The sequence below is a fragment of the Peterkaempfera griseoplana genome (assembly GCF_001418575.1).
In the GTDB taxonomy this organism is placed as follows: domain Bacteria; phylum Actinomycetota; class Actinomycetes; order Streptomycetales; family Streptomycetaceae; genus Peterkaempfera; species Peterkaempfera griseoplana.
The window spans coordinates 1-26,513 of sequence record NZ_LIQR01000434.1; the positions used below are offsets into that span (position 1 = coordinate 1).

A 26,513-nucleotide genomic window follows, 5' to 3' on the forward strand; every position below is an offset into this window, starting at 1 on the left:
GGGATTGAGGAATCGAGGCGGAGGGTGGGGCCGGCGGTGACGTGATACGCCGTTAGAGTGCCTGGCGTGGAGTCCGTCACTGTGCAGGAAGCCGCCCAGGACAATGCGGCCGGGTTCTGGTGGGCCCAGGCGCGGGCGCTCGGTCTGCAGACCCGGTCCACCGAGGCCTGGGTCGCCGTACGGTGTGCCGGGGACGGACCCGACTCCCATCGGGTGGTCGTGACCCGCCCCTATCCGGACGCCGCCGCACTGGCCGCGGAACTGGCCGGACTCCACCGGGAATGGGGTGACGGACCACTCTGCGTCGAGGACGCCTATGGCCGACTGGATCTGGCCCCGTACGGCTTCGAGGCCGCTCTGCCGCAGGCGGTGATGGTGCGTGAGCCGGACTCGACGGTCTCCCGCCCGGGTTTCGGCGCCTCTTCGGGCGGTGCGGCGGCGGGGGGATGGCGGGAGCGGCACTCCTGGGAGCTGCGAAGGGAATCCACCGCGGAGGAGGCGCCCGTCGTCCGGGAGGCGTCGGACGCTGATGGACTGGCCGTGGTGGAACGCACGGTGGTGGAGGGGTTTCCGCTCCCCTCCCGGTTGCCGTGGCGGCGGGCGGGCCTGCTGCCTCCCGCGCTGCTGGGGGAGCCGGGCCTGCGCGCCTGGGAGGTCCGTCGGCAGGGGGCGGCGGCCGGGGCCTGTGTGAGCTATGACGACGGCGAATCGGTGGGACTGTACTGGGTGGCGACCCTCCCTGAGCACCGCTCCCGGGGGGTGGGCCGGGCGCTGCTCGAAACCGTCCTCGCCGCCCACCCGGGCCGGCCCGCGGTGCTGACGGCCACCCTCCTGGGCGAACCGCTCTATCGGAGGCTCGGGTTCACCGAGAGGGCGCTCTCCCGCTGGTGGCGTGCTCAGGCGGCGCCGGCCGACGCCGGTCGGTAGACGGGCGGACGGCCCCGAAGAGGTTGCGGCATGTGCGGCTGCGGCATGTGGGACTGCGCCATGTGCGGCTGTCCCGTGTATGACGGCGGTACGTGCGGCGGTGGCAGGAGCGGGGTGGCGAACCGGGTGCGGGCGGGCGGCACCGGCCGTGCGTCGGCCGCCGAGGGACTGGCGCTCAGCACCATGGCGACCGCCTCGGGCAGGTCGGACGCGCAGAGCGTCGGGCGGTAGCCGAGCTCCGGCCAGGGGCGGCCGTGGTGCAGCCAGACGCTGTGCAGCCCGCTGACCGTGGCCCCGGCGATGTCGGCGGGGGCGTGGTCGCCGACCATCCATGCCTCGGCGGACCAGTCGCCCGTGGTGGGTACACCGCAGCGGTGGGCGGCGATCTGGAAGATCTGCGGATCCGGCTTGGCGCAGCGGGCCTCCTCGGAGATCACCCAGGCGTCGACCAGTGCGGCGAGGCCGGTCCGGCGGATCTTGTCCAGCTGGGGCAGCGTTCCGCCGTTGCTGACGATGCAGAGGGTCCAGCCGGAACTCCTGGCGGCGCGCAGGGCGGCGACATGTGATGCGGGGCAGTGGATGTGGGCGTTGATCCCCCGGCGGTAGTGCGCCAGGAGGGAGTCCAGGGAGGCGTCCAGGCCGTAGCGGCGGCGCATGGCGCCGAGGACGGTGGCACGCGGCACGTAGCCGCTGCCGTCGAGTGTGGCCACCCAGTCGAGATCCTCGACCGGTAGTGCGTGCTCGGCAAGGAAGTCCTGTGCCCAGGCTCGGAAGGCGGCGTCCCGGGGCAGAAGCGTGTTGTCGAGGTCCATCAGCAACAGCGGCATGCGGGCATGGTGCCAGGAGAGCGGGACATGCATCCGGCAATTGCCACAGCACGACCGAACCCCTGCCGAATGGCCGGAATCCGGTCGGTGGAGCCGGGCCGCACGGCGCAGGACCGGGCCGCGGTCGCCCGACTGCACATTCCGCCCGCAATCGGGTCGTCACGGTGCGCTCGTGCCCTGTTGCACTTCCAGCCAGGGTCCGGCATTCTCCAGGGAACCTCCGGGAGCGGGGCATGTGTCCGCCCGCGGTGGGAGCGTGGGCGGTCCACCGTCCCCACCCTCCGTCCGCTGGTCCGGCGCAGTATCCCTGCGCTCCGCACCTGGGCGGGAACGCCCTGTCGCCGTACGCTGGAAGGAAGAGGCCACGCAGGCAACGCTCCGGCCTTTCGGGCCGGTCGGCCCACCGCCGTGGCGTCCCACAACCCCCGCTGCCGTCCTCCCGCCGAGCCCCTCTTTCCGAGAATTCAGAGCCATGGCCCGTTACGAGCCTCATGAGCCCGCCGACGGCAACTCCGCCGCCCGGTGGACAGGTCCCTCCGCGTCCTCCGGAGAACCCTCCCCCGCCGAGCCGCGAAGGCCTCGGGCGAAGCCCAAGCAGAAGTCTGCAACGCATCCGCAGCTGCCCGTTCCGCAGGGCGAGCCGCAGAGCCTCCAACCCTGTGACCCCGCCTTCCAGCACGGTGTGGTGGTCGGCTTCGACGGCTCGCTGTCCAGCGAGCGGGCCCTCGCGTACGCGGTCGGCATGGCCCGACGCTCCAGCTGCGGGCTGGTGATCGTGCATGTCGCCAACCGGCTGCCGGCGACGGTGTGGGCCGGCTGTGAACCACCGGTCTTCGTGGATGTGCCCGACCACCGCACCGAGGTGCTCGGCCTGGAGTTGTCCTGCGCGGACTATCTGGCCGACGTGCCCTGGATCCTGGTCGAGCGGGGCGGGGACATCTGCCATGAGCTGGAGGAGGTCGGCCGGGAGTACGCAGCGGACGCCATCGTGGTGGGCAGTACGCACGGCCTGGTGGGCAAGATCTTCGGGTCGGTCTCGGGCCGCCTGGCCCGGAGGGCCAACCGTCCGGTCGTGGTGATCCCGTAGTCGTCCCGGCCTCGGGGACCGGGGATCGGCGACGGCGGGTCTGCGGCTGAACGGCCACGGTCCCGGAACCGACGACGCTTCCCGCTTTACGGCTTCGCCTTTCCAGCATGGCCGGGTTGCGACAGTCGCACACGTCGTGTGGTCATTCGGTGCTGTGGACTGTCAGCCTTTCGGGCGCCATGGCGGTCGCGCTCTGTGCAGCTGTACCTCCAACGGGGCGCGGTCATGTGACGGGCTGTCGACTGTGCAGTAGGGCGACGGCTTCGCACCTGTTCGGCATCGTCCGGATCGAGGCCGAGGGGTGCAATGTGCACCGGATCTCACTCCGGGAAGCGGCAGGCCCGCCTCGCCGCCTGCGCACGTCGTACTGGCGCAGAGCTGGTGGTGCCGACGGCGCCACCAGGCGTGCGGCTTCCGCCCTGTGGCGCCCGGTCCGCGGTCGAGGCTCTCCGGTACACCCGGGCGGGCCGGCGACCGTGGCTTTCGGGTCCCTCACGTTGGCCGGGACGCCTTCGCGGGGCCGTTGCTTCGGCCGAGCGGATTCGCCCACGCATGGGAACGCGAACCGGTAGTCGATGGTCAGCGATCCCAACTGCCCCGGATGGGAACCCGGAAGACTCGAACGGTGACGCCTGTCAGCCCCCGGGCCTAGGGTGTGCCGGTGATCTTCAAAAAGAAGCCGAAGGCTGCGGATCTCGGCGCCGTCATATCCGAGCTGGAACAGGCCGTTGACGCTCGTGACGGTGCCCGAACCGAACGTGCCTTCACTGCGACACTGAACGGTCTGCAGCAGGCGGCGGACACCGAATGCGTCCTCGCGGGACCTCGGCTGGCTGCGCTGCTCCCCGCCTTCCCGCCCACCGGTCCGCGCCCGCTCCTGGCCACGGCGGCCGGCTTCTGCGTCGAGAGCGGCGCCGACCCGGTGGCCTGTGCCGAGCCGATCCTCGACGGCGTGCGCCAAAGCCTGCTGGACGCCCTGGAGTTCGCCCGCCGCTGGACCGCTGACGGTGGAGCGGGGCAGGAACTGCCGGAACCCGACCAGAAGATCATCGACGACGCGTTGCTGACCCGTCTGGGCGGTGACACCTATGAAGCCACCCGGTTGGCGCTGGCCTGGTGCTCGGTCGAGGACTGGCAGCCGCCTGCGCTGGCCGTACTGTGCCGCAGCGCAGAGGTGCGCCGTCGACTTGCCTCCGCACTCCTCCCTGCCTGTCGTGACCTGGAAGCCCTGGGGCGGCACGACCTCAAGTGCCTGGCCTATGCACTGGCGGTCCTGGACGACGAACCCCTGATCGTGCTGCACCGGCCCACCGGGCAGGGGTTCGAGGTGCGCATCGGCGGCATCGGGGACAACTTCCAGTTGCACACCCTGCTGGCCCATGTGCTCGTCGGCGGCGGCCATGTGCCCGGCGCCGCCCCCTCGGCTGAGAGCGTCCGCCTGGCCACGGACCCCGAGCCCGCCCGTGGACGCAGCGACGTCGTTGCGATCGGGGCCTTCGAACTCCTTGCCCCGGACGGCGAGCGCATCTGGAACGAGGGGCTCCCCGACGACATCCCCGTGGTGGAGGGATACCGCCTGCTCGTGCTGGACGAGCCGACGTACCGGCGCAGTTGGAACGCCGACCGGTTCTTCCCCCATCTCCCGGGTTCCGCCGAGCTGACCCGTGTCCTGACCCCCGACGAGGCGCAAACCTGGTTCGCTCGCACCTCGTCCGGCAAGGAGGGCTGACAGACTCCCTGACGGGGGACCCGGCCGTCACCGGGAGTCGGCCGGAACTCGGAGTTCGGACCTGGTCCCCTGTCCAACGCCGCCTGCGCCGGGGTGCGGTCGGCGGCACTGATGAGCCTGTTGCCACCGGTTTTCGTGAGCGGGGCCAATCGAGCGCGGGGGCCCGCGTTCGCTGCGATGGGTGAGCCGCGCGGCGAACTCGGCCCGGCAGTGAACGTTCCGACCCCCGGCCGGGTGGCTGACGGAGAGCCCGCAGCCCCCAGCCCCGGCCCAGGTGTCGGCAGATCGGGAGATCAGCAGGTCACGACGCCATCCCCAACTCCCTTGCGATCAGCATCCGCTGCACCTCGGATGTGCCTTCACCGATTTCGAGGATCTTGCAGTCCCGCCAGAAGCGGGCGACGGGAAACTCGTTCATGAAGCCGTAGCCGCCGTGGATCTGGGTGGCCTCGCGGGCGTTGACCACTGCGGCGTCGGAGGAGTGAAGTTTGGCGATTGCGGCCTCCTTCTTGAACGGCTCGCCCTGGAGCAGCCGGGATGCGGCATCCCGCCAGGCCAGCCGGGAGGTGTGTGCCCGCATCTCCATGTCTGCGATCTTGAACTGGATGGCCTGGTTGGCCCCGATGGTGCGGCCGAAGGCGTGCCGCTGCGCGGCGTAGGCCAACGACTGGTCGACGCAGCCCTGGGCCAGGCCGGTGGACAGGGCTGCGATGGCGATTCGCCCCTCATCGAGGATGCGAAGGAACTGGGCATATCCGCGCCCCGCCTCGCCGAGCAGATTGCCGGCCGGGACGCGGCAGTCGGTGAAGGAGAGCTCTCGGGTGTCCGAGGCGTTCCAGCCGACCTTGGAGTACTTCTTCGACACGGTGAAGCCGGGTGTTCCGGCAGGAACGATGATGGAGGAGATCGTCGGCCGGGTCGAGGCCTGGAGGCCTGCACCACTCGAACGAGCGATCGGTTCGGTGAGGGCGGTGACTGTCACCAACCCGGTGATGTCGGTCCCGGAGTTGGTGATGAAGCACTTGGTCCCGTTGATCACCCACTCCCCGGTCGCCTCGTCCAGCCGGGCCGTGGTCCTGGTCGCGCCCGCGTCGGAGCCGCCCTCCGGCTCGGTGAGCCCGAAGGCGCCCAGCATCTCGCCCGAGCAGAGCCTGGGCAGCCACTCCCGCTTCTGCTCCTCGCTGCCGAACCGGTAGATCGGCATGGCGCCCAGTGACACCCCGGCCTCCAGGGTGATCGCCACCGAGGAGTCCACCCTGGCCAGCTCCTCCAGCGCCAGGCAGAGCGCGAAGTAGTCGCCCCCCATGCCGCCGTACTCCTCGGGGAACGGCAGGCCGAAGAGGCCCATCCGCCCCATCTCCCGCACGATCTCGTACGGGAACTCGTCGTGCTCGTAGTAGTCCGCGATCTTGGGTGCGACGACGTCGTTGGCGAACTCGGCGACGGTACGCCGCAGTTCCTCGTACTCGGAGTCGAGCCGGTGATCCAGCATGGTGACGCTCCTGGGCCTCTTGAGGGTGGCGAGGGTCGGGGGAGAGGGCCGGGGCGGGGTCGCCGCCCCGGCCGGGGCCGGTCAGCCGCCGGTGAGCGCGCGGACCGCCCGCGAGGGGCTGGGCCGGCCGAGCCGGTCGGCGAGCCAGACGCTGGTGGCGGCCAGGGCCTCCAGATCGACTCCGGTCTCGATGCCGAGTCCGTGCAGCATCCAGACCAGGTCCTCGGTGGCCAGATTGCCGGTGGCGCTCTTCGCGTAGGGGCAGCCGCCGAGCCCGCCCGCGGAGGCGTCCACCGTCGCCACACCGGAGCGCAGCGCGGCCAGGGTGTTGGCCAGCGCCTGGCCGTAGGTGTCATGGAAGTGGACGGCCAGCCGCTCTGCCGACGCACCGGCCCGGGCCAGCTCCTCCAGCAGGGCGGTGACATGGCCGGGGGTGGCCACACCGATGGTGTCGCCGAGGCTGAGTTCGTCGCAGCCGAGATCGAGCAGCCGTCCGGCCACGTCGACCACCTGGGACAGCGGTACCGGCCCCTCCCAGGGATCGCCGAAGCACATCGAGAGATAGCCGCGCACCCGCACGCCCTCCGCTGCGGCGCGCGCCACCACCGGCGCGAACATCTCCAGCGACTCGTCGAGCGAGCGGTTGAGGTTGCGCCGGGCGAAGGTCTCGGTGGCGCTGGCGAAGACCGCGATGTCGGTGACGCCGTGGGCCAGCGCCCGGTCCAGACCGCGCTCATTGGGCACCAGCACGGGGAGTCGCAACCCGGGGTACCGCTCCGGAAGACCCGCGAGCAGCGGCATCAGCTGCTCCGCGTCGGCCAGCTGCGGCACCCACTTGGGATGGACGAAGCTGGTGGCCTCCACGGTCCGCAGACCGGCTGCGGCCAGCCGGGCGACGAACTCCGCCTTCACCTCCACCGGCAGCGGCAGCGCCTCGTTCTGCAGTCCGTCGCGGGCGCCCACCTCATGGATGCGCACCCGTTCCGGCAGCCCGGGGGCGGGAAAGGCCATGGGCAGTCCCAGGGAGAGCACGGACCCGGTCACCGCGCCACCTCCAGCGGGTCCTCGCCGGTCGCCGCGACGGCTTCGCCGCCGTCGCCCGCGGACACCACGGCCAGCACCTCGTCCATGGCGACCCCGGCGCCCTGGACGGCGCGCAACTGCTCCACCGTGCCGTCGTGCGGTGAGGCGATGACGTGCTCCATCTTCATGGCCTCCAGGACCAGCAGCAGCTGACCCTTGCGGACCCGGTCGCCGACGGCGGCCTTGACCACGGTGACGGTGCCCGGCATCGGGGCGGTGAGGGTGCCGTGGTGGGCGGACCCGCCGCTGGTGGTGCGCTCCGCGACGGGGTCGTGGGGCAGTACCGGCCGGGAGTCGCCGTCCAGGCAGAACCAGGTGGCGGGGCCGCCGGGGGCGGTGTTGTCGGTGGCGAGTGCAAGGCTGTGCCGGACGCCGTCGAGGGTGATGTCCAAGCGGTCGCCGAGGCGTGCGGCCCGGGCACGGCGGACGGGGCCGTCTCCGAGGCGGATCTCCAGTTCGGCGGCTTCGCGAGGGGCGTTGTCAGTGGCCCTTGCTACGTTCTCCATCGAGGCGGGCCGTACCCGTACCTCCACCGGCTCGCCGCCCGGGAGCCGCAGCCGGTGGACGGTCCAGGCAGGTTCGCCGCCCAGTCGCCAGCCGCTGGGCAGGGAGAAGGGGTCCGTCCACCCGCCCGGAGCGGGGGCCGGTGTCAGGTCCAGATGGCGTGCGAGGGCTGCTGCGCACAGCACGGTGTCGTGGTGTGCGGTGTCGAGCGGGGATGCCAGGAGTTCGGGGGTCTGCTGGGCGGTGCGCTCGACCAGGCCGGTGTCGAGTTCACCCGCGATCACATCGGGATGCGTGAGAAGCCGGCGCAGAAAGCCGGTGTTGGTGGTCACACCGAGGATCCGGGTCTCCGCGAGGGCGGCGCGCAGCCTTCGCAGGGCCGTGTCCCGGTCGGGGCCGTAAGCGATGATCTTGGCGAGCATGGGGTCGTAGGTGGAGCCGACGAGGGTGTCCGGGGCGAGTCCGGAATCAACCCGGATGCCCTCGCCGGTCGGCTCATGGAGCAGCAGCACCCGGCCACCGGTCGGGAGGAAGCCGCGAGCGGGGTCCTCGGCGCAGATCCGGGCCTCGATCGCATGACCGCGGAAGGAGATGTCGGACTGCGTCAGGGGGAGCCGCTCGCCGGCGGCGACCCGCAGCTGCCACTCGACCAGGTCCGGCCGGCCCGGGCCGGCCGGGCTGTCGAGACCGCGTACCTCGGCGGCGAGTTCGGTGACCGGATGCTCGACCTGCAGGCGGGTGTTCATCTCCATGAAGTAGTAGGCCGAGGGATCGCCGCCGGGCACGATGAACTCCACCGTGCCCGCCCCGGTGTAGCCGCATGCCTCGGCTGCGCGTACGGCCGCGGCTCCCATGGCGGCGCGGGTGTCGGCATCAAGGAGGACCGAGGGCGCCTCCTCGACGAGCTTCTGGTGGCGCCGCTGGAGGCTGCACTCGCGCTCACCCAGATGCACGGTGGTGCCATGGGCGTCGGCGAGTACCTGGACCTCGATGTGCCGGGGGCGGTCGATCCACCGTTCCAGCAGCAGGGTGTCGTCGCCGAAGCTGGTCCTGGCCTCACGCCGGGCGGCGGTGATCTCCTCCGCCAGGAGGGCGGGGTCCCGCACCAGCCGCATGCCCTTGCCGCCTCCGCCGGCGGAGGGCTTGAGGAGTACCGGGAAGCCGATCTCGGCGGCGGCCTCCATCAGGGCTTCGTCGCTGCGGGCGCCTTCCCGGCTGCCGGGTACGACGGGGACGCCCGCCGCCCGGACCGCCTCCTTGGCGTTGATCTTGTCGCCCATCAACTCGATGGCGGAGGGAGGAGGACCGATGAAGACCAGGCCCGCGTCGCCGCAGGCGCGGGCGAAGCCGGTGTTCTCGGCGAGGAAGCCGTACCCCGGGTGGATGGCCTGCGCCCCGGTGCGGCGGGCCGCCTCCAGGATGCGCTCGACATGCAGATAGGTCTCGGCGGCAGAGCTGTCCGAGCGGTCCGGCGGACCCAGCCGTACGGCGGTGTCGGCTTCCCTGACGTGCAGGGCATCGGCGTCGGCGTCGCTGTGCACCGCCACCGAGCGGACTCCGAGCCGCCGCAGGGTGCGGATCACCCGTACGGCGATCTCACCGCGGTTGGCGACCAGGACAGTGTCGAACATGGGAGGTGCTCCTCCGGTCACGGGAAAGCCGGTCACGGGAAAGCCGGTCACGGGAAGGCCGGTCGGGGTGCAGCCGGTCGCGGGGCCGGCCGGGCGAGGGCCGGTCACGGAAAGGGCGGGCCTGGTGTCGGTCATCGCCGCCGTCACATCCTGAAGATGCCGTAGGGCCGGGGCTCGGGCAGCGGAGCGTTGGCGCACGCACTGAGGGCCAGTCCCACCACGGTGCGGGTGTCCATGGGGTCGATGACGCCGTCGTCCCACAGCCGGGCGGTGGCGTAGTAGGCGCTGCCCTGGCGTTCGTACTGCTCCCGGACAGGGCGCTTGAACTCCGCCTCCTCCTCGGCCGGCCAGTCGGTGCCCTGCGCCTCCAACTGGTCGCGCCGGACGGTGGCCAGGACGGAGGCTGCCTGCTCGCCGCCCATCACCGAGATCTTGGCTCCGGGCCACATCCACAGGAAGCGCGGCGAATAGGCCCGGCCGCACATGGAGTAGTTGCCGGCCCCGTAGGAGCCGCCGACGACCACGGTGAGCTTGGGCACCCGGGTGCAGGCCACCGCGGTGACCATCTTGGCGCCGTGCTTGGCGATGCCCCCGGCCTCGTACTGCCGCCCCACCATGAAGCCGGAGATGTTCTGCAGGAACAGCAGCGGGACACCGCGCTGGTCGCACAGTTCGATGAAGTGCGCGCCCTTCATCGCCGACTCGGAGAAGAGGATCCCGTTGTTGGCCACGATGCCCACCGGGTGCCCGTGCACCCGGGCGAAACCGGTGACCAGGGTCGGCCCGTACTCGGGCTTGAACTCGGCGAACCGGCTGCCGTCCACCACCCGGGCGATCACCTCGCGCACGTCGTACGGGGTGCGCGGGTCGACCGGGACCGATCCGTAGAGCCCCGCCGGGTCAACCGCCGGCGGCTCCACCGGGACCACATCCCAGGGCCGGGGCGGCCGCGGACCCAGTCCGCCGACGATCGAGCGGACGAGGGAGAGCGCATGGGCGTCGTCCTCGGCCAGATGGTCGGTGACGCCCGAGGTGCGCGAGTGCACCTCGCCGCCGCCGAGCTCCTCCGCCGTGACCACCTCCCCGGTGGCCGCCTTCACCAGCGGCGGCCCGCCCAGGAAGATGGTGCCCTGGTTGCGGACGATCACGGCCTGGTCGCTCATCGCCGGGACGTAGGCCCCGCCGGCCGTGCAGGAGCCCAGCACGGCGGCGATCTGCGGGATGCCCGCGGCGGACATCCGTGCCTGGTTGTAGAAGATCCGCCCGAAGTGGTCGCGGTCGGGGAAGACCTCGTCCTGCATCGGCAGGAACGCGCCGCCCGAGTCCACCAGGTAGATGCAGGGCAGCCGGTTGTCCAGCGCCACCTCCTGCGCCCGGAGGTGCTTCTTCACCGTCATCGGGTAGTACGTCCCGCCCTTGACGGTGGCGTCGTTGGCGACCACCACCACCTCGCGCCCGGCCACCCGGCCGATGCCCGCCACCACTCCGGCGGCGGGGGCAGCACCGTCGTACATCCCGTCGGCCGCCAGAGGGGCCAGCTCCAGGAACGGTGAACCGGGGTCGAGCAGGGTGTCCACCCGGTCGCGGGGCAGCAGTTTGCCCCGCGCGGTGTGACGCTGCCGGGCGCGCTCCCCGCCGCCCAGCGCGGCGGCGGCCAGCTTGCGGCGCAGCTCGCCGACCAGTGCCGTGTGGGCCTCGGTGTTGGCCCGGTAGGCAGCCGACCCCGGGTCGGCGGTGGTGTCCAGCGGGGGCACGGCGGCCTGTGCGGCCCAGGTCGGGGGAGCGGCGGCGTACGACGAGAAGACCATGCCCAAGAGCTCCTTTGCCCCTGAACCGGGCGGCGCGGCGGCTGATCCCTGCCCACCGCGCCGGCGATGTTGTCCAATGGAGTTAATTAACGTTAACTTACAGGGCCAGGTTAACCACCGATAACGGCCACTGTCTAGGATCACCCCATGTCCCACACCGACGCCCCCGCTGCGACCCCGCGTCGCGACCAGATCCGCCGAGAAGCCGCCCGGCTCTTCGCCGCCCGGGGCTTCCTCGGCGTCGGTGTGGACGAGATCGGCAAGGCCGTGGGCATCACCGGCCCGGGCCTCTACCGGCACTTCCCGGGCAAGGACGCCATGCTGGCGGACCTCCTGGTGGGCATCAGTGAGCGACTGGTCGACGAGGGCCGCCGCCGCGCCCAGGGCGCGGATGCCGCAGCGGCCCTGGACGCCCTGGTCAGGGGCCATATCGACTTCGCCCTCGACGACCAGGACCTGATCACCCTGCACGACCGGGAGCTGCTCCACCTCAAGGACGAGGACCGCCGCCGGGTGCGCCGCCTGCAGCGCAGCTATGTCGAACTGTGGGTGGACGTCGTCCGGCGGGCCTTCCCCGAGCCCTCCGGCCTCGCCGGCGAACCCGGCGCCCGCGCCGCCGTGCACGCCGTCTTCGGCCTCCTCAACTCCACCCCGCACAGCGCCGCGGCGCGAGGCGCCCAGCCGGTGCTCGACCGCGACTCCATGGCGGCTCTGCTGCACCGCCTTGCCCTGGGAGCGTTCAGCGCCGCGGCCGGTACCGCCGGCCACGACCGCTGACCCGCGTGCTCCGCCCCGGGTCGTAGGACCCGCGCCGCACCCGCAGCCCTGCCGGGGACGGGTGTGCCGCCCCTGCCGGGGAAGGAATGCTGGAGTCGCGAGCCGATCCCGCAGTCCTGTGGCGCCCGCGTTCCGACGCTCGCGCCACGAACCGCACCCGAGGTGGAGTCCATGGCAGTCGAACCAGCGTCCCCCGCCCTCGAAGCCCTGCTGAGCGGCGCCCGTACGGTCGCCCTGGCGACCCTCAAACGGGACGGCCGCCCTCAGCTGTCCAACGTCAGCTGCACCTTCGACCCGGTCACCAGGATCGCCCGCATCTCCACCACCGAGGATCGGGCCAAGACCGCCAATCTGCGCCGTGACCCACGTGCCTCCCTCTATGCGACCAGCCCCGACTTCGGCGCCTACGCGGTCGCCGAGGGCAACGCCGAGCTGACCGCGGTCGCGGCCGACCCGCAGGACGCCGTGGTCGAGGAGCTGATCGAGGTCTATCGCCTGATCGTGGGGGAGCACCCTGACTGGGACGAGTACCGTGCCGCGATGGTGGCCGACCGCCGCCTTGTGGTCAGGCTCCGGGTGGAGCGGGTCTACGGCTGGGCGCCGGTGGACGCGCCCGCCGACAAATGATTAGTATCTCTAAATATGTATGAGGCTCATGACTCCGCCGGGGAGCAGCCCACACCAGGCTGGCTGCGCCGCCTGGTCGGCTACTGTCGCCCCTACCGGCGCAACCTTCTGCTCTCCTTCGGCGCCTCACTCGCAGGCATGGCGGTCACCGCCGTCGTCCCGCTGATCACCCGGCTCATCATCGACGACGTCGTCACCAGACACACCCGCTCGCTTGCCCCCTGGGCGACCCTGCTGGTCCTGGCGGCCGTGGCCGTCTTCGCCCTCACCTGGGTCCGCCGCTACTACGGCGGCAAACTCGCCCTGGACGTCCAGCACGACCTGCGCAGCGACCTCTTCGGCTCCCTCACCCGGCTCGACGGCGCCCGACAGGACCGCCTGGACACCGGCCAGGTCGTCGGACGGGCCACCTCCGACCTGCAGCTGATCAACGGACTGCTGTCCATGCTGCCGATGATGACGGGCAACTTCCTGCTCTTCGGCATGTCCGTCGCCGTGATGCTCTGGCTGTCGCCGCTGCTCACCGTGGTCGCCCTGGTCATGGGCCCCGCCCTCTACTGGTTCGCCCAGCTCAGCCGCCGACGGCTGTTCCCCGCCACCTGGGCCGCCCAGCAGCAGGCCGCCGCCGTCGCCGGAGTGGTGGACGGCGCCGTCACCGGCGTCCGCGTGGTGAAGGGGTTCGGCCAGGAGGAGCAGGAACTCGGCCGGCTGGAGCGGGTCTCCCGCCGGCTCTACGCCTCCCGGCTGCGTGCCATCCGGCTCAACAGCCGCTACACCCCCGCCATGCAGGCCATCCCCTCGCTGGGCCAGGTCGCGGTGCTCGCCCTCGGCGGCTGGCTGGCCGTACGGGGACAGGTCTCCCTCGGCACCTTCGTCGCCTTCTCCACCTACATAGCCCAGATGACCGGCCCGGTGCGGATGCTCACCATGCTGCTCACCGTCGGCCAGCAGGCCAGGGCCGGTGTGGAGCGCGTCCTCCAGCTCATCGACGAGCGCCCGGTCATCAGCGAGAAGCCCGACGCCGTCGCCCTGGACCCGGACGACCAGGACCCCGCGGCCCCTGCCCTCGCCTTCGAGCAGGTCACCTTCGCCTACCCCGACGGCGGCGACCCCGTCGTGGACGACCTCACCCTCAGCCTGGCGCCCGGAGAGACCCTCGCCCTGGTCGGCTCCTCCGGCTCCGGCAAGTCCACCGTCGGCCTGCTGGTGCCCCGCTTCTACGACGCCACCGCGGGCACCGTACGGATCTTCGGCCATGACGTCCGCGACCTCACCATGGAGTCGCTGCGCGCCGCCATCGGCATCGTCCCCGAGGACAGCTTCCTGTTCTCGGAGTCGGTCCGCACCAACATCGCCTTCGGCCGCCCCGACGCCACCGACGCCGAGGTGGAGGCCGCCGCCCGCGCCGCCCAGGCCCACGGCTTCATCGCGGCACTCCCCGACGGCTACGACACCGTCGTCGGCGAGCAGGGACTCACTCTCTCCGGCGGCCAGCGCCAGCGTGTCGCCCTGGCCCGGGCCATCCTCACCAACCCCCGACTGCTGCTGCTCGACGACGCCACCTCAGCCGTCGACGCCCAGATCGAGGCCGAGATCCACGACGCCCTGCGCAGCGTCATGCGGGACCGCACCACCCTGCTGATCGCCCACCGCCGCTCCACCCTCCAACTGGCCGACCGCATCGCCGTACTCGATCGGGGACGGCTGGTGGACCTGGGCACCCACCAGGAGCTGGACGCCAGGTGCCCGCTCTACCGCAGGCTGCTCACCGACCCGGAGGCCGAGGGCGACCTGGACGGCGGCTTCGGCGCCGGGCCCGGCGAGGCCGACCGCACGGCCGGCATCCCGGCACTGCAGCGTTCTCCACTGGAGAGCGCCGCAGTGGAGAAGGCCGCGCTGGACAGCGGAGTACCCGGCACCGCGGCCCTCGACGGCGCGGCGTCCGAGGCGGGCCGCTCCACGACCCCCGAGCTCTGGGACCGCGAGCGGTTCCCCGACCTCGACCCGGAGGACGACGAGACCGGCGCCGCCGCGGCTGCCCTGCGGGCCGCCTCCGCGGCCGGACCGGGCGGCCCGGTCTCCCGCAGCCTCGGCTCACTGCCCGCCACCCCCGACCTGCTCGCCAAGGTCGCCGCCCTGCCGCCCGCCCTGGACACCCCCGATGTCCCCCCGGAGCAGGCCCGGGCCGCCGACCCGGACTTCAGCCTGCGCCGCCTGCTGGCCCCGTTCCGCCGCCCCCTCGCCCTGGCGCTGCTGCTGGTGGCGGCCGACGCCACGGCCGGCCTGGCGCTGCCCGTACTGATCCGGCACGGCATCGACAACGGCGTCAGCAAGGCAGCCTTCGGCGGAGTCGCCGCGGCCTCGCTCACCGCCCTCGCCATCGTCCTGCTGGACTGGCTGGTGCAGACCGCCGAGAGCCAGCTCAGCGGGCGCACCGGTGAGCGGGTCCTCTACGTGCTGCGGGTCAAGATCTTCGCCCATCTGCAGCGGCTCGGCCTGGACTACTACGAGCGAGAGCTCAGCGGCCGGATCATGACCCGGATGACCACCGACGTCGACGCCCTCTCGACCTTCCTGCAGACCGGCCTCGTCACCGCCGTGGTCAGTCTGCTCACCTTCTTCGGCATCTTCGCGGCCCTGCTGGTCATCGACGCCGGCCTCGCCCTCGTCGTCTTCGCGGTGCTGCCGCTGCTGATCGCCGCGACCCTGGTGTTCCGCAAGAAGTCCGCCGCCCAGTACACCCTCGCCCGGGAGAAGGTCTCCACGGTCAACGCGGACCTCCAGGAGAACGTCGCCGGGATGCGGATCGTGCAGGCCTTCCGCCGGGAGGACGCCAACACCAGGCGTTTCCTGGCCCGCAGCGACGACTACCGCACCGCCCGGATCCGCGCCCAGCTGTACATCGCGCTCTACTTCCCCTTCGTGCAGTTCCTCTCCAGCACCGCTGCGGCGCTGGTCCTGATCGAGGGCGCCCGGCGGGTCGACTCCGGAACCCTCACCACCGGCGCCCTGGTCGCCTACCTGCTCTACATCGACCTCTTCTTCTCCCCGGTGCAGCAGCTCTCCCAGGTCTTCGACGGCTACCAGCAGGCCGCCGTCGGCCTGGCCCGCATCCGCGACCTGCTGCGCTCGCCCACCAGCACTCCCGCCGCGTCCGCCCCGAGGCCCGTCCCCGAGCTGCGCGGCGAGATCCACTTCGACAACGTCCACTTCGCCTACAACGGCGCCGAGAGCGGCATCGAAGGCGGCACCGGGAACGGCACCAGGAACCGCAAGCCGGAAGCCCTCGCCGACATCTCCCTGCACATCCCCGCAGGCCAGACCGTCGCCCTGGTGGGTGAGACCGGCGCCGGCAAGTCCACCCTGGTCAAGCTGGCCGCCCGGTTCTACGACGTGACCGGCGGCGCCGTCCGCATCGACGGCACCGATCTGCGCGAGTACGACCTCACCGCCTACCGCCGCCGGCTCGGTGTCGTCCCGCAGGAGGCGCACCTCTTCGCCGGTACCGTCCGCGACGCCATCGCCTACGGCCGCCCCGAAGCCACCGACGCCGAGGTGGAGGCCGCCGCGAGGGCCGTCGGCGCCCATGAGATGGTCGCCGGACTGCCCGGGGGATACCTGCACCGCGTCACCGAGCGCGGCCGCAACCTCTCCGCGGGCCAGCGGCAGCTGCTCGCCCTCGCCCGCGCCGAACTGGTCGACCCCGACATCCTGCTCCTGGACGAGGCCACCGCGGCCCTGGACCTCGCCACCGAGGCCGCGGTCAACCGGGCCGCCGACCGGCTCGCGGGCCGCCGCACCACCCTGGTGATCGCCCACCGCCTCACCACCGCCGCCCGGGCCGACCGGGTCGTGGTCCTCGACCACGGGCGGGTGGTCGAGGACGGTACCCATGACGAGCTGCTGGCCGCCGACGGCGCCTACGCCAGGCTGTGGCGGGCCTTCACCGGCGAGGAGGAGGACACCGCCGACCGCTGGGAGACCGCCCCCGCGCGCTGACCCCGTCCCGGCCCGATCCGCCGTGCCCGTCCCCGTTCCGGAGGCGGGCACGGCGTTTTCCCCACCCCCGGCGCATCGCTGAACCGGATCGGGGAGTGCGGCGTACGAAGGGGCGACCACCGCGGGCGCCGCAGCGCCCCCCGTCCACCGGCCCCGGCAGCCCTGCCCGAGCGCAGGCATCCGCCGTCACTCGCCGTCCCCGAGGAGGCCTGACGCATATGCGCCCGTCCGACCGATCGTCCACCTCCCCCCGGCAGGCCCGGCCCCGGGGCGGACCGGCCCAGTCCAGGCTGCTGCGGATGCTGGCCGTGGGCCTGGTGGCGGTGATCGTCCCGCTGTGGGTGTACAAGCAGGGCGGCGGCAGTACGCCCGTCGCCGCCCAGACCGTGGCCTCCGACGGACTGCCCGCCGGGACGATCAACACCGCCTTCGGCCCGCTCACCCCCGACGAGCGGGTCTTCGTCACCAAGGTGCGGCTGGCCGGCCTCTGGGAGCTGCCCAGCGGCATGATGGCCCAGACCCACACCACCAACCCGCTGGTGCACGAGGCGGGCAAGCACCTGCTGGACGGCCACCGGAAACTCGACGAGCAGACCCTGAAGATCGCCGCCCAGCTGGGCATGGGACTGCCCAACCAGCCCTCCGACCAGCAGATGGGCTTCCTCCAGCAGGAGCAGGCGGCCCAGGGGCCGGCTTTCGACCAGACCTTCGCCCAGCTGCTCCGCGTCCAGCACGGGCTGATCTTCCAGTCCATCGCCAAGATCCGTAACAGCACGCGCAACACCCTGGTCCGCCAGCTGGCCGACAGCGCCAACAACACCGTGCTCGACCACATCACGGTGCTGGAGAGGACCGGGGTGGTGGACTTCAACCAGGTCGCGTCCATCGCCACCCAGCCCCCCGCCTCCAGTGCGCTGCCGCCCGGCGTCGCCGTGGGTCAGGCGCTGCCCGTGACCCAGCTGGCCAACGCCTGGGCGCGTACCTCGGGCGCGGTGAACTCGGGGACGGCGGCAGGCACCACCGGTGCGGCCGGTACCGCGGGAACGACCGGGGCGGGCGGCAGCGCGGGTGCGGTGCAGAACACCCAGCAGCAGGTCGGCGGAGGTGTCTCCATCGGCCAGGGAGTCGGCAGCGGAACCGGCACCACCGCCGGCTACTGACCGTCCGGCCCGTGCCTCACCCACCCGCGGCCCACGGCCCTGCCCCTGGCTCCCTGAGGAGAGAACGCAGACCATACCGTTCACCACCCACGGCCCCGGCCCCGGCGCCTCCGCGGAACGCAGCGCCCCACCGGTTCCGCCGCACCCGCCGCAGCCGGCGCGCCGTGATCACCGGCCTGGCCGTGGCAGGCGCCAGCCCAGCCGTGGCCGACCAGACCGTCCTCGCCCACACCCGGGGCCAGGGCGGCAACGCCTCACCCGCGACCACCGCCTCCGCCCGCCCCGCAGCTCCGCTGAGCAATCAGAACGCGCAACCGGGCCAGAGCCCCCGTCCGGCCAGAGCCCCTCGAACGCCCTCTCGAGCCGACTTCACCGCCATCATCCGGGTCCGCCCCAACGTGGTGTCGGACCGGCTGATGCGGGCTGTGGCCGCGTGCATCAACGCCGACCGCCGCTGCACCTGACCGGTGCCGCCGCTGTCACCTGAGCACCCTGCCGAACCGGCCCTACACCACCCCGGCCTGCCCCGCGACCACCTCGGCGTCGCGGGGCGGCGTCCGGTTCTCTGGGGGCCTCACCTACGTGGTGTGACGTGGTGCGGAGGGTTGTCGTTGGTGCTCTGAGACTCGTTCTCGGGTGTGGCTCTGTGGCGGGTTGTTGCACGCATCCGTCGGACCCTGAGGCGCGCGCCGACCTGGACGCCGCACGGTCGGCCAACCGGGACCTGACTCGGGCCCTCAACCAGCGCAACTGAACGGAGCCAGTCGACCCGCCGGCCTGCTGAAGCAGGCCAGGGGCTTCATTTCACGGGGCGGAGGATGCCTTCGGAGTCGGCGCGTGCGCTCGCGGCAAACTCCTGGAAGTCCATGTTGGAGTGTTCACGACTCGAATCCCGCTGCGGCCAGGTGGGTGAGCTCGCGCATCTGGCGAACGCGGCGAACTCGTGGTCGGCGATCGTTCTTCTCACCCTGCCCTACCGTCTACACGGCACGAGTCCGGCCTCGAAGGCGATGATCGCCAGGTGGACGCGGTCCCGGGCTTCGAGCTTGGCGAACAGACGCGCGACATGCGTCTTCGCGGTCGCCGCGCTGATCACCAACCGCTCGGCTATCTCGGCGTTCGACAGACCCTGTCCGACCAGTGCCAGCACCTCGCGCTCCCGGTCGGTGATCCCCGCGATGAGACTTGAGTCCGCGGCAGGCTCGGCGTCCGGTTCGGGGGCGGCGGGGCCGGGTGTTCCGGCGAAGTCCGCGATCAGCCGTCGGGTCACGCTCGGCGCGATCAACGCGTCGCCGGCCGCCACCACGCGGATCGCGTCCAGGATCGCGTCCAGGGCCATGCTCTTGAGCAGGAATCCGCTGGCTCCGGCGCGCAGTGCGCCGTAGACGTACTCGTCGTCGTCGAAGGTCGTCAGCACCAGCACCTTGGGCGGGTCCGGCTCGGCGGTCGCCTGCCGGGTCGCCTCGATCCCGTCCACGCCCGGCATGCGGATGTCCATCACCACGACGTCCGGCCGCAGCTCACGCACCAGGCGCACTGCCTCGCGGCCGTCGCCGGCCTCGCCGACCACCTCCAGGTCGTCGGTGTCGCCGATCAGGATTGTGAGCCCGACCAGCATCAGCGGCTGGTCATCGACCAGCAGTACCCGCACGCTCATGCCGGGAGCCTCGCCGCCACCCGGAATCCGCCCTCCGGACGCCGGCCCGCGCTGAACCGGCCGGACAGCAACGTCACTCGCTCGCGCATGCCGAGCAGGCCGAAGCCGCTCCCGCCGACCGCCGCCGAGAGCCGCGGACGGCCGGGCCTGCCGGGACCGTCGTCCCCGTCGTCCACCACCTCGATCGTCACTCCTGTCGGCTCGTAACCCACCGCGACCCGGCACGTCCGCGCCCCGGAATGCCGCACCACGTTCGTCACCGACTCCTGGACGATCCGGAACGCCGACAGCTCGATCTCCGGCGGCAGCGGACGCCGCTCGCCCTGCCAGGTCACGTGGACCCGCACCCCGGCGTCGGCCGTGCGTTCGGCGAGCCGCGGGACGTCGGCCAGGCTGCCGCCCGGCGCCAGCGGAGCGGCCCGCGGCACGGCGTCGTCGGGCTCGGCGCGGCGTAGCGCTCCGAGCATGCGCTGCAGCCCGAGCAGTGTCTCCCGGCTGGTGGTCTCGATGCCGGTCAGCGCCTGCCGCGTCTGCTCGGGCCTGGTCTCCACGACCCGCGCCGCCGCTCCCGACAGCACCGTGATGATCCCGATGCTGTGCGCGACGCTGTCGTGCAGTTCGCGGGCGATCCGCAGCCGCTCGGCCATGACGGCGCGGGCCGCGGTCTGCTCGTGCAGGGCTTCGAGGTATTCGCGGCGTTTGCGGTACACCCCGCCGAAGACCCATGCGACCGCGAACACGAACGCGAACTGCCCGGCCTGCGGGGCCGCGTTCCCGACGGATTCCCCGTTGTGGACGAGGGTGCGTTCGGCGAACAGGGTCGCGACGGCCGCGAGGGAGCCGACGGCGGCAGCCGTCGGCCGTCGGGCGGCGAGGTACCCGCCCAGGACCGGGAGCAGGAGGAGCACGGTCCAGGGCTGCGCGCCGAAGAGGTCGCTGAGGGCTGCTTCGCCCAGGACCGCAGCGAAGACCGTCGCGGGCAGACGGCGCACCATCAGGATCGGAAGGGCGAGCACGAGGCAGACCCCGATCCTCTGGTCGGGCCTGAGGTCGGGGAACAGGAACGGGCCGCCGTGGTGCGGGATCGGACCGAGCGGCATCGTCCAGAAGAGCATCAGCGCGTAGAAGCAGGTGGCGGCCAGCACCACGGCCTGTGCCGTCAGCCAGGCCACGGGTGCCGATGTCGAGAAACGCCGGAGCAACTCTTCCACGCGGAGATCGTATTGACTGGGGTCGGCTCTGCGCGTCGCCCCGGGGATGTACGCGGGTACTCCCCCGGGCCGATGGCCCGGGGGAGAGGTGACATCCGCCGGCCGACGCGACGGATCATGGTCCGTTCCTAGGTTCAGGGCCATGACGAGTGAGCCGATGATCGATCTCCAGGACGCGACAAAGACATACGATGACGGCCCGCCCGCGCTGGCCGGGGTGACCCTGTCCGTGGCAGCTGGTGAGTGCGTGGCGATCCTCGGCCATTCCGGCAGCGGCAAGTCGACGCTGCTGAACCTGGTCGCGGGTCTGGACAAGCCTTCCAGCGGCACTGTGACCGTCAACGGAACGCGGATCGATCAACTCGGCGAGGCCGGTTCGGCGAAGTACCGGCGGGCTTCCATCGGCATGATCTTCCAGTTCTTCAACCTGCTCGATGACCTGACGGTGCTGGACAACGTGATGGTTCCGGCGCAGTTGGCCGGGATGGGCAAGGGCGAGGTGAAGCGGCGGGCGACCGAGTTGCTCACCTCGCTGGGTATCGACCGGCATGCCAGGGCCTACCCGCAGCGGCTGTCCGGCGGTCAGCGGCAGCGGGTGGCGGTGGCCAGGGCCCTGATGAACCGGCCGGCGTTGCTGCTGGCTGACGAGCCGACCGGCGCGCTGGATTCGCGCTCAGCCCAGGACGTGCGCCAACTGCTGCTGGATCTGAACGCCGAGGGTCAGACCATCCTGCTGGTGACCCACGACATCCAACTGGCCGCGAACACCGCGCGACGCACGATCGAGCTGGTGGACGGTGCCGTGGCCCGGGACGTGGTCAACACGGTCAGCGGCGCCACCTCCAACAGCTCGGCGGGAGCGGTCCGATGACGCGGCTCCCAGCGCTGCCGTCCCAGCGCCTGCACGAGGCTTCCTTCCGGGCCGTGGCCCGTCTGCTGCCGGCGGCGGGCCGATGAGCGCCCTGGGCAAGGTCGTGCGCTCCGGCGTCGGCCGGCGTCGTGTGCAGTCCCTCGTCATGGCCCTGACGACGTTCGCGGCCGTCACCTCCTCGGTGCTCTCGCTCGGTCTGCTGGCCGTCGTGCAGGCCCCGTTCGACAACGCCTTCAAGGCCCGGAACGGCGCGCATCTGTCGGTCCAGTTCGACGGCTCGAAGGCCACTGCCGCGCAGGCCGCCGCCACCGCGCACGCCGCCGGCGTCACCGAGGCGTCCGGGCCGTACCCGGTCACCTCCGCCCTGAACACGAGCTTCGGCACGGACTGCACCGCGAACATCGCCGCGGGCATGCCGATGGCCGGTCGCGCCGACCAGCCGGTCATCGCCACCACCCGGCCCGAGCTGGCCGGCACCTCCGGCCTGGACCAACTGGCCCTGGTCGATGGCAGGTGGCCGACCACCGCGAACGAGATCGTCCTGGCCTCATGGGACCATCACTGCGCAGACGGTTCCGTGGTGTTCGACTCGCTGCCGGGCAAGCCCTCGTTCAAGGTCGTCGGCGTGGCGAACTCGCTGACCAACACCGCGACCGGCTTCCTCACCACCGACGGCTTCGCGCGGCTGACCGCCGCCGGCGCCAAGGCCGACGAGGAGATGCTCTACCGGTTCGCCAAGTCCGGGACCGACGCCGACCTCACCACGGACAAGCGGGCGATCGCCGCCGCCGCGCCGGCCGGCTCGGTCGAGAGCGGGCAGTCCTACCTGGCCGTGGAGAAGCAGGCCGTCGGCAGCGCGAAGTCCTTCGTGCCGTTCCTGATCGTCTTCGGCGTCCTCGGCCTGTTCCTGTCGGTGCTGATCATCGCGATCGCGGTCAGCGGCGCGGTGGTCTCGGGAATCCGGCGCATCGGGATCCTGAAGTCGCTCGGCTTCACCCCCTGGCAGGTGGCCCGCGCCTACGCCGCACAAGCCCTGATCCCGGCGACGATCGGCGTGGTGGGCGGCACGCTGTTCGGCAACCTGCTGGCTGTTCCGGTCCTGAACGATGCCAGCAAGAATCTCGGTGCCGCCAGCACCAACCTGCCTGTGTGGGTCAGCCTCGTCGTGTCGATCGGCACCTTGGTCATCGTCGGTGTCACCGCGCTCATCCCGGCACTTCGGGCCGGCCGGATGCCGGCGGTGCAGACCCTGGTCGTCGGCCGCGCCCCCAAGGCCAAGCGCGGCCAAGGCGCGCAGCGCCTGGCAAGCGGGCTGCCGCTGCCCCGGCCGATGTCGCTGGGACTGGCCCAACCGTTCGCCAAACCGGCCCGTGCCGCGCTGGTCGGCGCCGCGGTGCTGTTCGGCGCGGTCAGTGTCACCTTCGCGACGGGGCTGGAAACCGCGTTCACCAAGTACACGGACACGGACACCGCCGGTTTCAACGCCGCGTCGATGCTCGTGGTGCCCTCCGGCACGCCCGCCGGCCTCCACGCCCCCGGCGGCGGCCCTGCCAACCCCCACTTGGACTCCACCAAGGTGGCCGCCGCGCTCGCCTCGATCCCGGGCACGAAGGCCGCGTTCGGCTGGGGCAACAGCGGCGCGACCGTGATCGGCGCGCCGACGGGTGACTATCCGATGGTGGACACCACCACCGGGGACCTGTCCTGGACCAACCTGGAGCTGGTTGACGGCCGTTGGTACCGGAACCCCGGCGAAGCCGTGATCAACGACCACCTGGCCTCGACGGCCGGGATGCACGTCGGCGACACCGTCACCGTGGCACAGGACAACAAGCGACTGCCGTTGCGGATCGTCGGCATCGACTTCGATGCCAGCGGAAACGCGATCGTGATGACCGATTCGGCCACGTTCACCGCCGCCGGTCTGACGCCGTACATCACCCAGTTCAACGTCAAGCTGGCCGCCAACGTCAGCGGCCCGGACTGGTCCGCCTCGGCCGCCCCCGCGCTGACCCCGCTGCACGCCGAAGCCACCCCGAACATCACGCACGAGAACCTCACGGTGCTCATCATGAGCGCCCTGGTGGCCACCCTCACCCTGATGGTGATCGCGGTCGCCGCGCTCGGCGTGCTGAACACCGTGGTGCAGGACACCCGGGAACGGATCCACGACCTCGGGATCTTCAAGGCCCTCGGGATGACGCCCAAGCAGACCATCGCGATGGTGCTGACCTCGGTGAGCCTCACCGGCCTGATCGCAGGGCTGATCGGGGTCCCGATCGGGATGGCGGTGGAGAAGGTGACGCTGACCCAGATGGGGAGCGCGATCGGCAGGAACATGCCGTCGAGCGTGAGCCACGTCTACACCGCCGGGATACTGCTCCCGCTGCTGGCCGGCGGGATCGCGATCGCCCTGCTCGGGGCACTGCTGCCGGCCGGCTGGGCGGCGCGCTCCCGGACCGCCACCGCGCTGCGGACCGAGTAGAACCGGTCGCTCGTAGCACTGAGGATCTACCATCGTGAAGCTGCTGGTCAGGGTGATGGCACGGCTGGGATGGTAGATCCTCGTGCTCGTGCTCGTGCTGGTCGTGGGCGGCTGTCTGCGGTCTCGACCGTTTGACGTTTCCGGGATACCAAGCCGCGGGAAGATCATCCGGCAGGTCCCGGTTCGGGTACTCAACGGCCTCAGTCGGGTGAACAACGCAGGGCCGAGGCACGTATTCGTCGTCGAACTCGTACGGCTTCGGCGCTTCCCCCGCAGCTGCCCGGACGCGGCTCCCGCGGCGGATCGCCAACGCAAGGCAGGCACAGGCGACCACTGGTCGTGCTCGGAGTGGATCAGCGGGCACCAGAGCGCCTGAAGGACATCGGTGCCGGCCGGGAACACCAGGGCCGGAACACCCTTGGCGAAGAGTTGAACCACGGGCACCATGCCACAGGGTCCGGCCCGACCACCGCGCGTCCGCGTGCAGGGTTGTGGTGGTCCGGCGCGGCACATGTCGGCTACGGCTCGTCAGCCGGCCACAGCAGCGGCCCGCCAAGCGAGCTCTCCCACCGGCCGAGGGCACCGGCACGCGGGTACAGCAGAGTGGTGGATCGGGCATGTGGCGCCCGGTCCGGGTAATGGTCCGCTGTATCGAGGGGATGCGGCGGAACGGTGAACCTCACGAGGCCTCCGAATCGCCGCATGGTAGCGCGGGCCACAGACACCACCTGGCGCGGAATCAGCCCGCGGCGACTCGCGCGCAAGGCGGCCAATGCTCACCCTCCCAGGCGATGGCACCACAGCTGTTGCATTCGCCAAGGTCACCTTCACCGCTGCTGACCTGCACTGCTCTACCTGCCAAGCGTCATCAGCCCCAGAGAAGGCCGGCGCGGGACGGGACCTCAGCAGGTGATCAACGCCGCCAGCAGCGGCGCCGGGTCCGCCCCGCGCGGCAGGTCGCTCACCTGCCCGTCGCCGACCTCCACCACCCGCCACCGGCCGTCGTCCGTGCGCCGCGCCAGATCCGTGGTGACAAAGCGGCACCCCAGGGCGTGCACCAGCGGCCGCACCCCGGCCAAGTCCGGATCCGCCACCGGACGCCCCGCGGGCGGGATCGGCCAGTCGGGGTGGGAAGTGACCAGCACCGCCTCCCCGTCCACCCACCACACCCGGGACTCCTCCGAGCGGACACCCCCGGAGGCGGCGTACGGCTCGAACGCCCTCAGCACCACACCCCCGGCGAGATCCTCCCCCTGCAGTTCCACGAAGCGGGAGACGACCCGGTGCAGCGCGGTCGTGTCCGCCAGCTCCGGTATGAAGCACGCCTCGTCCCACTCGTGCTTGCGCGACTTCACATAGTCCTTCACCACCGCCGGACCCGAGCCCCCCAGCCGCCCGGCGGCGGCAGCGAGCTCCACCGACGACGGCACCGCACCCACCCCCGGCAGCCAGCAGCTCGGCGGTGTGGCGCCCTCGAACACCTCGTACCAGCCCGGCAGTTCATGCGCCGCCGTATAACTTCCCGGGGTGGTGAGCAGGGTGCAGCCCCGTCCGTCCAGCGCCCGTGCGAGTCGTGCGTAAGCGGCCGACGGCACCATCCACCCCCGGTACCAGGCCGCCCGCAGCCCGTGCGGAACCCTGCTCACCGCGCTCTCCGCGTCCCCCGCGAGCAGTGCGTCATGGTCGATGAGCGCGGTCACCCCGCCCAGGTCGCGGGCCACCGAAGCCTCTTCGGCGAAGTGCCCGTCGGTGCGGCGCGGGGCGAGCGGATCGCAGGGCAGCAGGATCGCGGGACCGTTCACCAGCCCAGGGTAGGGCCGTCCCGGTGGCACCGGTATCAGCGTGGCGCCGTTCTGCGCCGGCCTCCGGTGCCCGGCCCGGGACACTGCCAGTCCGCGGCATCCAGATCACGGTCGTGCAGCGCGTCCGCACGGATCACCACGGTCAACTCCGCGCCGGACAGCTCCGCGTAGGACAGACCCGTGGCGGTGAGCAGCTCCTGGGTCGCCACCGGTACGGCGATCGCCGACCGCCACTGCGGCACCACGGCGAAGGAGGTGTCCAGACCCACCCGCACGATCCGCGCCGCCACCCGCCGCCGCTGCCCGGCCGCCGCCGGAGGCGGCGCTGCGGAGGCGGCGGCCGGAGCCGGGACGTCCGCCCCATGCCTCGGAGCCGGCACCCCGGTCTGCACGGACTCGGCCGCCCACGCCCTCCTCGGCGGCACCCCGCCCAGGGTCACCCCCGCCTCCCGCAGCAGCCGCCGCACCTCGCTCTGCGCACGATGCGACGCCACCGCCAGATCCCGCACCCGCGCCCCGCTCTCATACGCCGATCTGAGTTCGGCCGCGAGGCGGGTGCGCGCGGCGGCATCTGCCGACTGCTGGGGGCCGGGGTGTTCGGGGGCGGTCATACGGCGGGGTCCTCCGGTCTGCTGCTCGGAAGATCTTTGCGTACGACCGCTTCGCCCACCAGAGGAAGTGCATGAGAACAATCAGTGCTGTTGGGGTGGTTGCCCGTATCCGCCTTGGGCATAGGGGTTGTGGGGCTGGGGTTGTGGCTGGCCGTAGGCGGGTGGGTAGCTGCCGGGCTGTGGGTACTGGGGGTGCTGTTGCTGGTTGGGCCAGGGCTGCGGGGA

Annotated in this window: 19 protein-coding genes; 10 read left to right on the forward strand and 9 right to left on the reverse strand. The window is 71.8% G+C overall.

The features are described 5' to 3' along the window. Positions 1–66 precede the first annotated feature (66 nt). A complete protein-coding gene (locus tag AOK09_RS42635; RefSeq protein ID WP_157876071.1) occupies positions 67–927 on the forward strand; it encodes a GNAT family N-acetyltransferase in 861 nt (286 codons plus the stop codon). Here AOK09_RS42635 and AOK09_RS28830 read toward each other — a convergent pair. After that, positions 897–1,754 carry an HAD family hydrolase gene (locus tag AOK09_RS28830; protein ID WP_157876072.1) on the reverse strand — a complete coding sequence of 286 codons (858 nt, stop codon included), beginning with the start codon at positions 1,752–1,754 and terminating at the stop codon, positions 897–899. The genes AOK09_RS42635 and AOK09_RS28830 overlap by 31 nt on opposite strands. A 472-nt stretch (positions 1,755–2,226) precedes the next feature. Here AOK09_RS28830 and AOK09_RS28835 point away from each other — a divergent pair, with 472 nt between their 5' ends. Continuing rightward, positions 2,227–2,841, forward strand: a complete 615-nt coding sequence (locus AOK09_RS28835; protein ID WP_079063515.1) for a universal stress protein — start codon at positions 2,227–2,229, stop codon at positions 2,839–2,841. 661 nt (positions 2,842–3,502) lie between these two features. Next, positions 3,503–4,570 (forward strand): hypothetical protein, encoded by a 1,068-nt coding sequence (locus AOK09_RS28840; protein ID WP_245687522.1) that lies wholly within the window; start codon positions 3,503–3,505, stop codon positions 4,568–4,570. Between the two features lie 301 nt (positions 4,571–4,871). Here the strand turns inward: AOK09_RS28840 and AOK09_RS28845 are convergent, their stop codons facing one another. The 4 genes from AOK09_RS28845 to AOK09_RS28860 all read right to left on the reverse strand — a co-directional run bounded on the left by AOK09_RS28845 (position 4,872) and on the right by AOK09_RS28860 (position 11,088). After that, positions 4,872–6,059 (reverse strand): acyl-CoA dehydrogenase family protein, encoded by a 1,188-nt coding sequence (locus AOK09_RS28845; RefSeq protein ID WP_055590196.1) that lies wholly within the window; start codon positions 6,057–6,059, stop codon positions 4,872–4,874. An 84-nt stretch (positions 6,060–6,143) separates the two neighbouring features. Continuing rightward, entirely contained in the window at positions 6,144–7,073 is a 930-nt protein-coding gene (locus AOK09_RS28850) for a hydroxymethylglutaryl-CoA lyase (protein WP_175609360.1), read from the reverse strand. Positions 7,074–7,102: 29 nt separating this feature from the next. Then, entirely contained in the window at positions 7,103–9,280 is a 2,178-nt protein-coding gene (locus AOK09_RS28855) for an ATP-binding protein (protein ID WP_055590183.1), read from the reverse strand. A 143-nt stretch (positions 9,281–9,423) separates the two neighbouring features. Further along, positions 9,424–11,088 (reverse strand): carboxyl transferase domain-containing protein, encoded by a 1,665-nt coding sequence (locus tag AOK09_RS28860; protein ID WP_055590184.1) that lies wholly within the window; start codon positions 11,086–11,088, stop codon positions 9,424–9,426. 147 nt (positions 11,089–11,235) lie between these two features. Between AOK09_RS28860 and AOK09_RS28865 the strand changes: the two genes are divergently transcribed. From AOK09_RS28865 to AOK09_RS28885, 5 genes are all read left to right on the forward strand, one after another. Beyond that, positions 11,236–11,865 carry an SACE_7040 family transcriptional regulator gene (locus tag AOK09_RS28865; RefSeq protein WP_055590185.1) on the forward strand — a complete coding sequence of 210 codons (630 nt, stop codon included), beginning with the start codon at positions 11,236–11,238 and terminating at the stop codon, positions 11,863–11,865. Between the two features lie 171 nt (positions 11,866–12,036). Continuing rightward, positions 12,037–12,492: a PPOX class F420-dependent oxidoreductase gene (locus AOK09_RS28870; RefSeq protein WP_055590186.1), complete on the forward strand. Its 456-nt coding sequence runs from the start codon at positions 12,037–12,039 to the stop codon at positions 12,490–12,492. Positions 12,493–12,507: 15 nt separating this feature from the next. Continuing rightward, entirely contained in the window at positions 12,508–16,491 is a 3,984-nt protein-coding gene (locus AOK09_RS28875; protein WP_055590187.1) for an ABC transporter ATP-binding protein, read from the forward strand. 218 nt (positions 16,492–16,709) lie between these two features. Then, entirely contained in the window at positions 16,710–17,651 is a 942-nt protein-coding gene (locus AOK09_RS28880; protein WP_055590188.1) for a DUF4142 domain-containing protein, read from the forward strand. Positions 17,652–17,815: 164 nt separating this feature from the next. Then, on the forward strand, positions 17,816–18,115 hold the full coding sequence (locus AOK09_RS28885) for a hypothetical protein (RefSeq protein ID WP_055590189.1): 300 nt from the start codon (positions 17,816–17,818) through the stop codon (positions 18,113–18,115). 509 nt (positions 18,116–18,624) lie between these two features. On the opposite strand, the gene AOK09_RS28890 is transcribed toward AOK09_RS28885, so the two are convergent. Both AOK09_RS28890 and AOK09_RS28895 read right to left on the reverse strand, forming a co-directional pair. Continuing rightward, on the reverse strand, positions 18,625–19,308 hold the full coding sequence (locus AOK09_RS28890; RefSeq protein ID WP_055590190.1) for a response regulator: 684 nt from the start codon (positions 19,306–19,308) through the stop codon (positions 18,625–18,627). Beyond that, positions 19,305–20,519 carry a sensor histidine kinase gene (locus tag AOK09_RS28895; protein WP_217698505.1) on the reverse strand — a complete coding sequence of 405 codons (1,215 nt, stop codon included), beginning with the start codon at positions 20,517–20,519 and terminating at the stop codon, positions 19,305–19,307. The genes AOK09_RS28890 and AOK09_RS28895 overlap by 4 nt, the downstream gene beginning before the upstream one ends. A 142-nt stretch (positions 20,520–20,661) precedes the next feature. Here AOK09_RS28895 and AOK09_RS28900 point away from each other — a divergent pair, with 142 nt between their 5' ends. Continuing rightward, positions 20,662–21,390 carry an ABC transporter ATP-binding protein gene (locus AOK09_RS28900; protein ID WP_055590192.1) on the forward strand — a complete coding sequence of 243 codons (729 nt, stop codon included), beginning with the start codon at positions 20,662–20,664 and terminating at the stop codon, positions 21,388–21,390. 145 nt (positions 21,391–21,535) lie between these two features. Continuing rightward, positions 21,536–23,875 carry an ABC transporter permease gene (locus AOK09_RS28905; RefSeq protein ID WP_217698506.1) on the forward strand — a complete coding sequence of 780 codons (2,340 nt, stop codon included), beginning with the start codon at positions 21,536–21,538 and terminating at the stop codon, positions 23,873–23,875. A 902-nt stretch (positions 23,876–24,777) separates the two neighbouring features. Here AOK09_RS28905 and AOK09_RS28910 read toward each other — a convergent pair. Then, positions 24,778–25,680 carry an ATP-grasp domain-containing protein gene (locus AOK09_RS28910; RefSeq protein WP_055590197.1) on the reverse strand — a complete coding sequence of 301 codons (903 nt, stop codon included), beginning with the start codon at positions 25,678–25,680 and terminating at the stop codon, positions 24,778–24,780. Positions 25,681–25,712: 32 nt separating this feature from the next. Beyond that, a complete protein-coding gene (locus tag AOK09_RS43785) occupies positions 25,713–26,288 on the reverse strand; it encodes a helix-turn-helix domain-containing protein (protein WP_055590194.1) in 576 nt (191 codons plus the stop codon). Positions 26,289–26,513 lie beyond the last annotated feature (225 nt).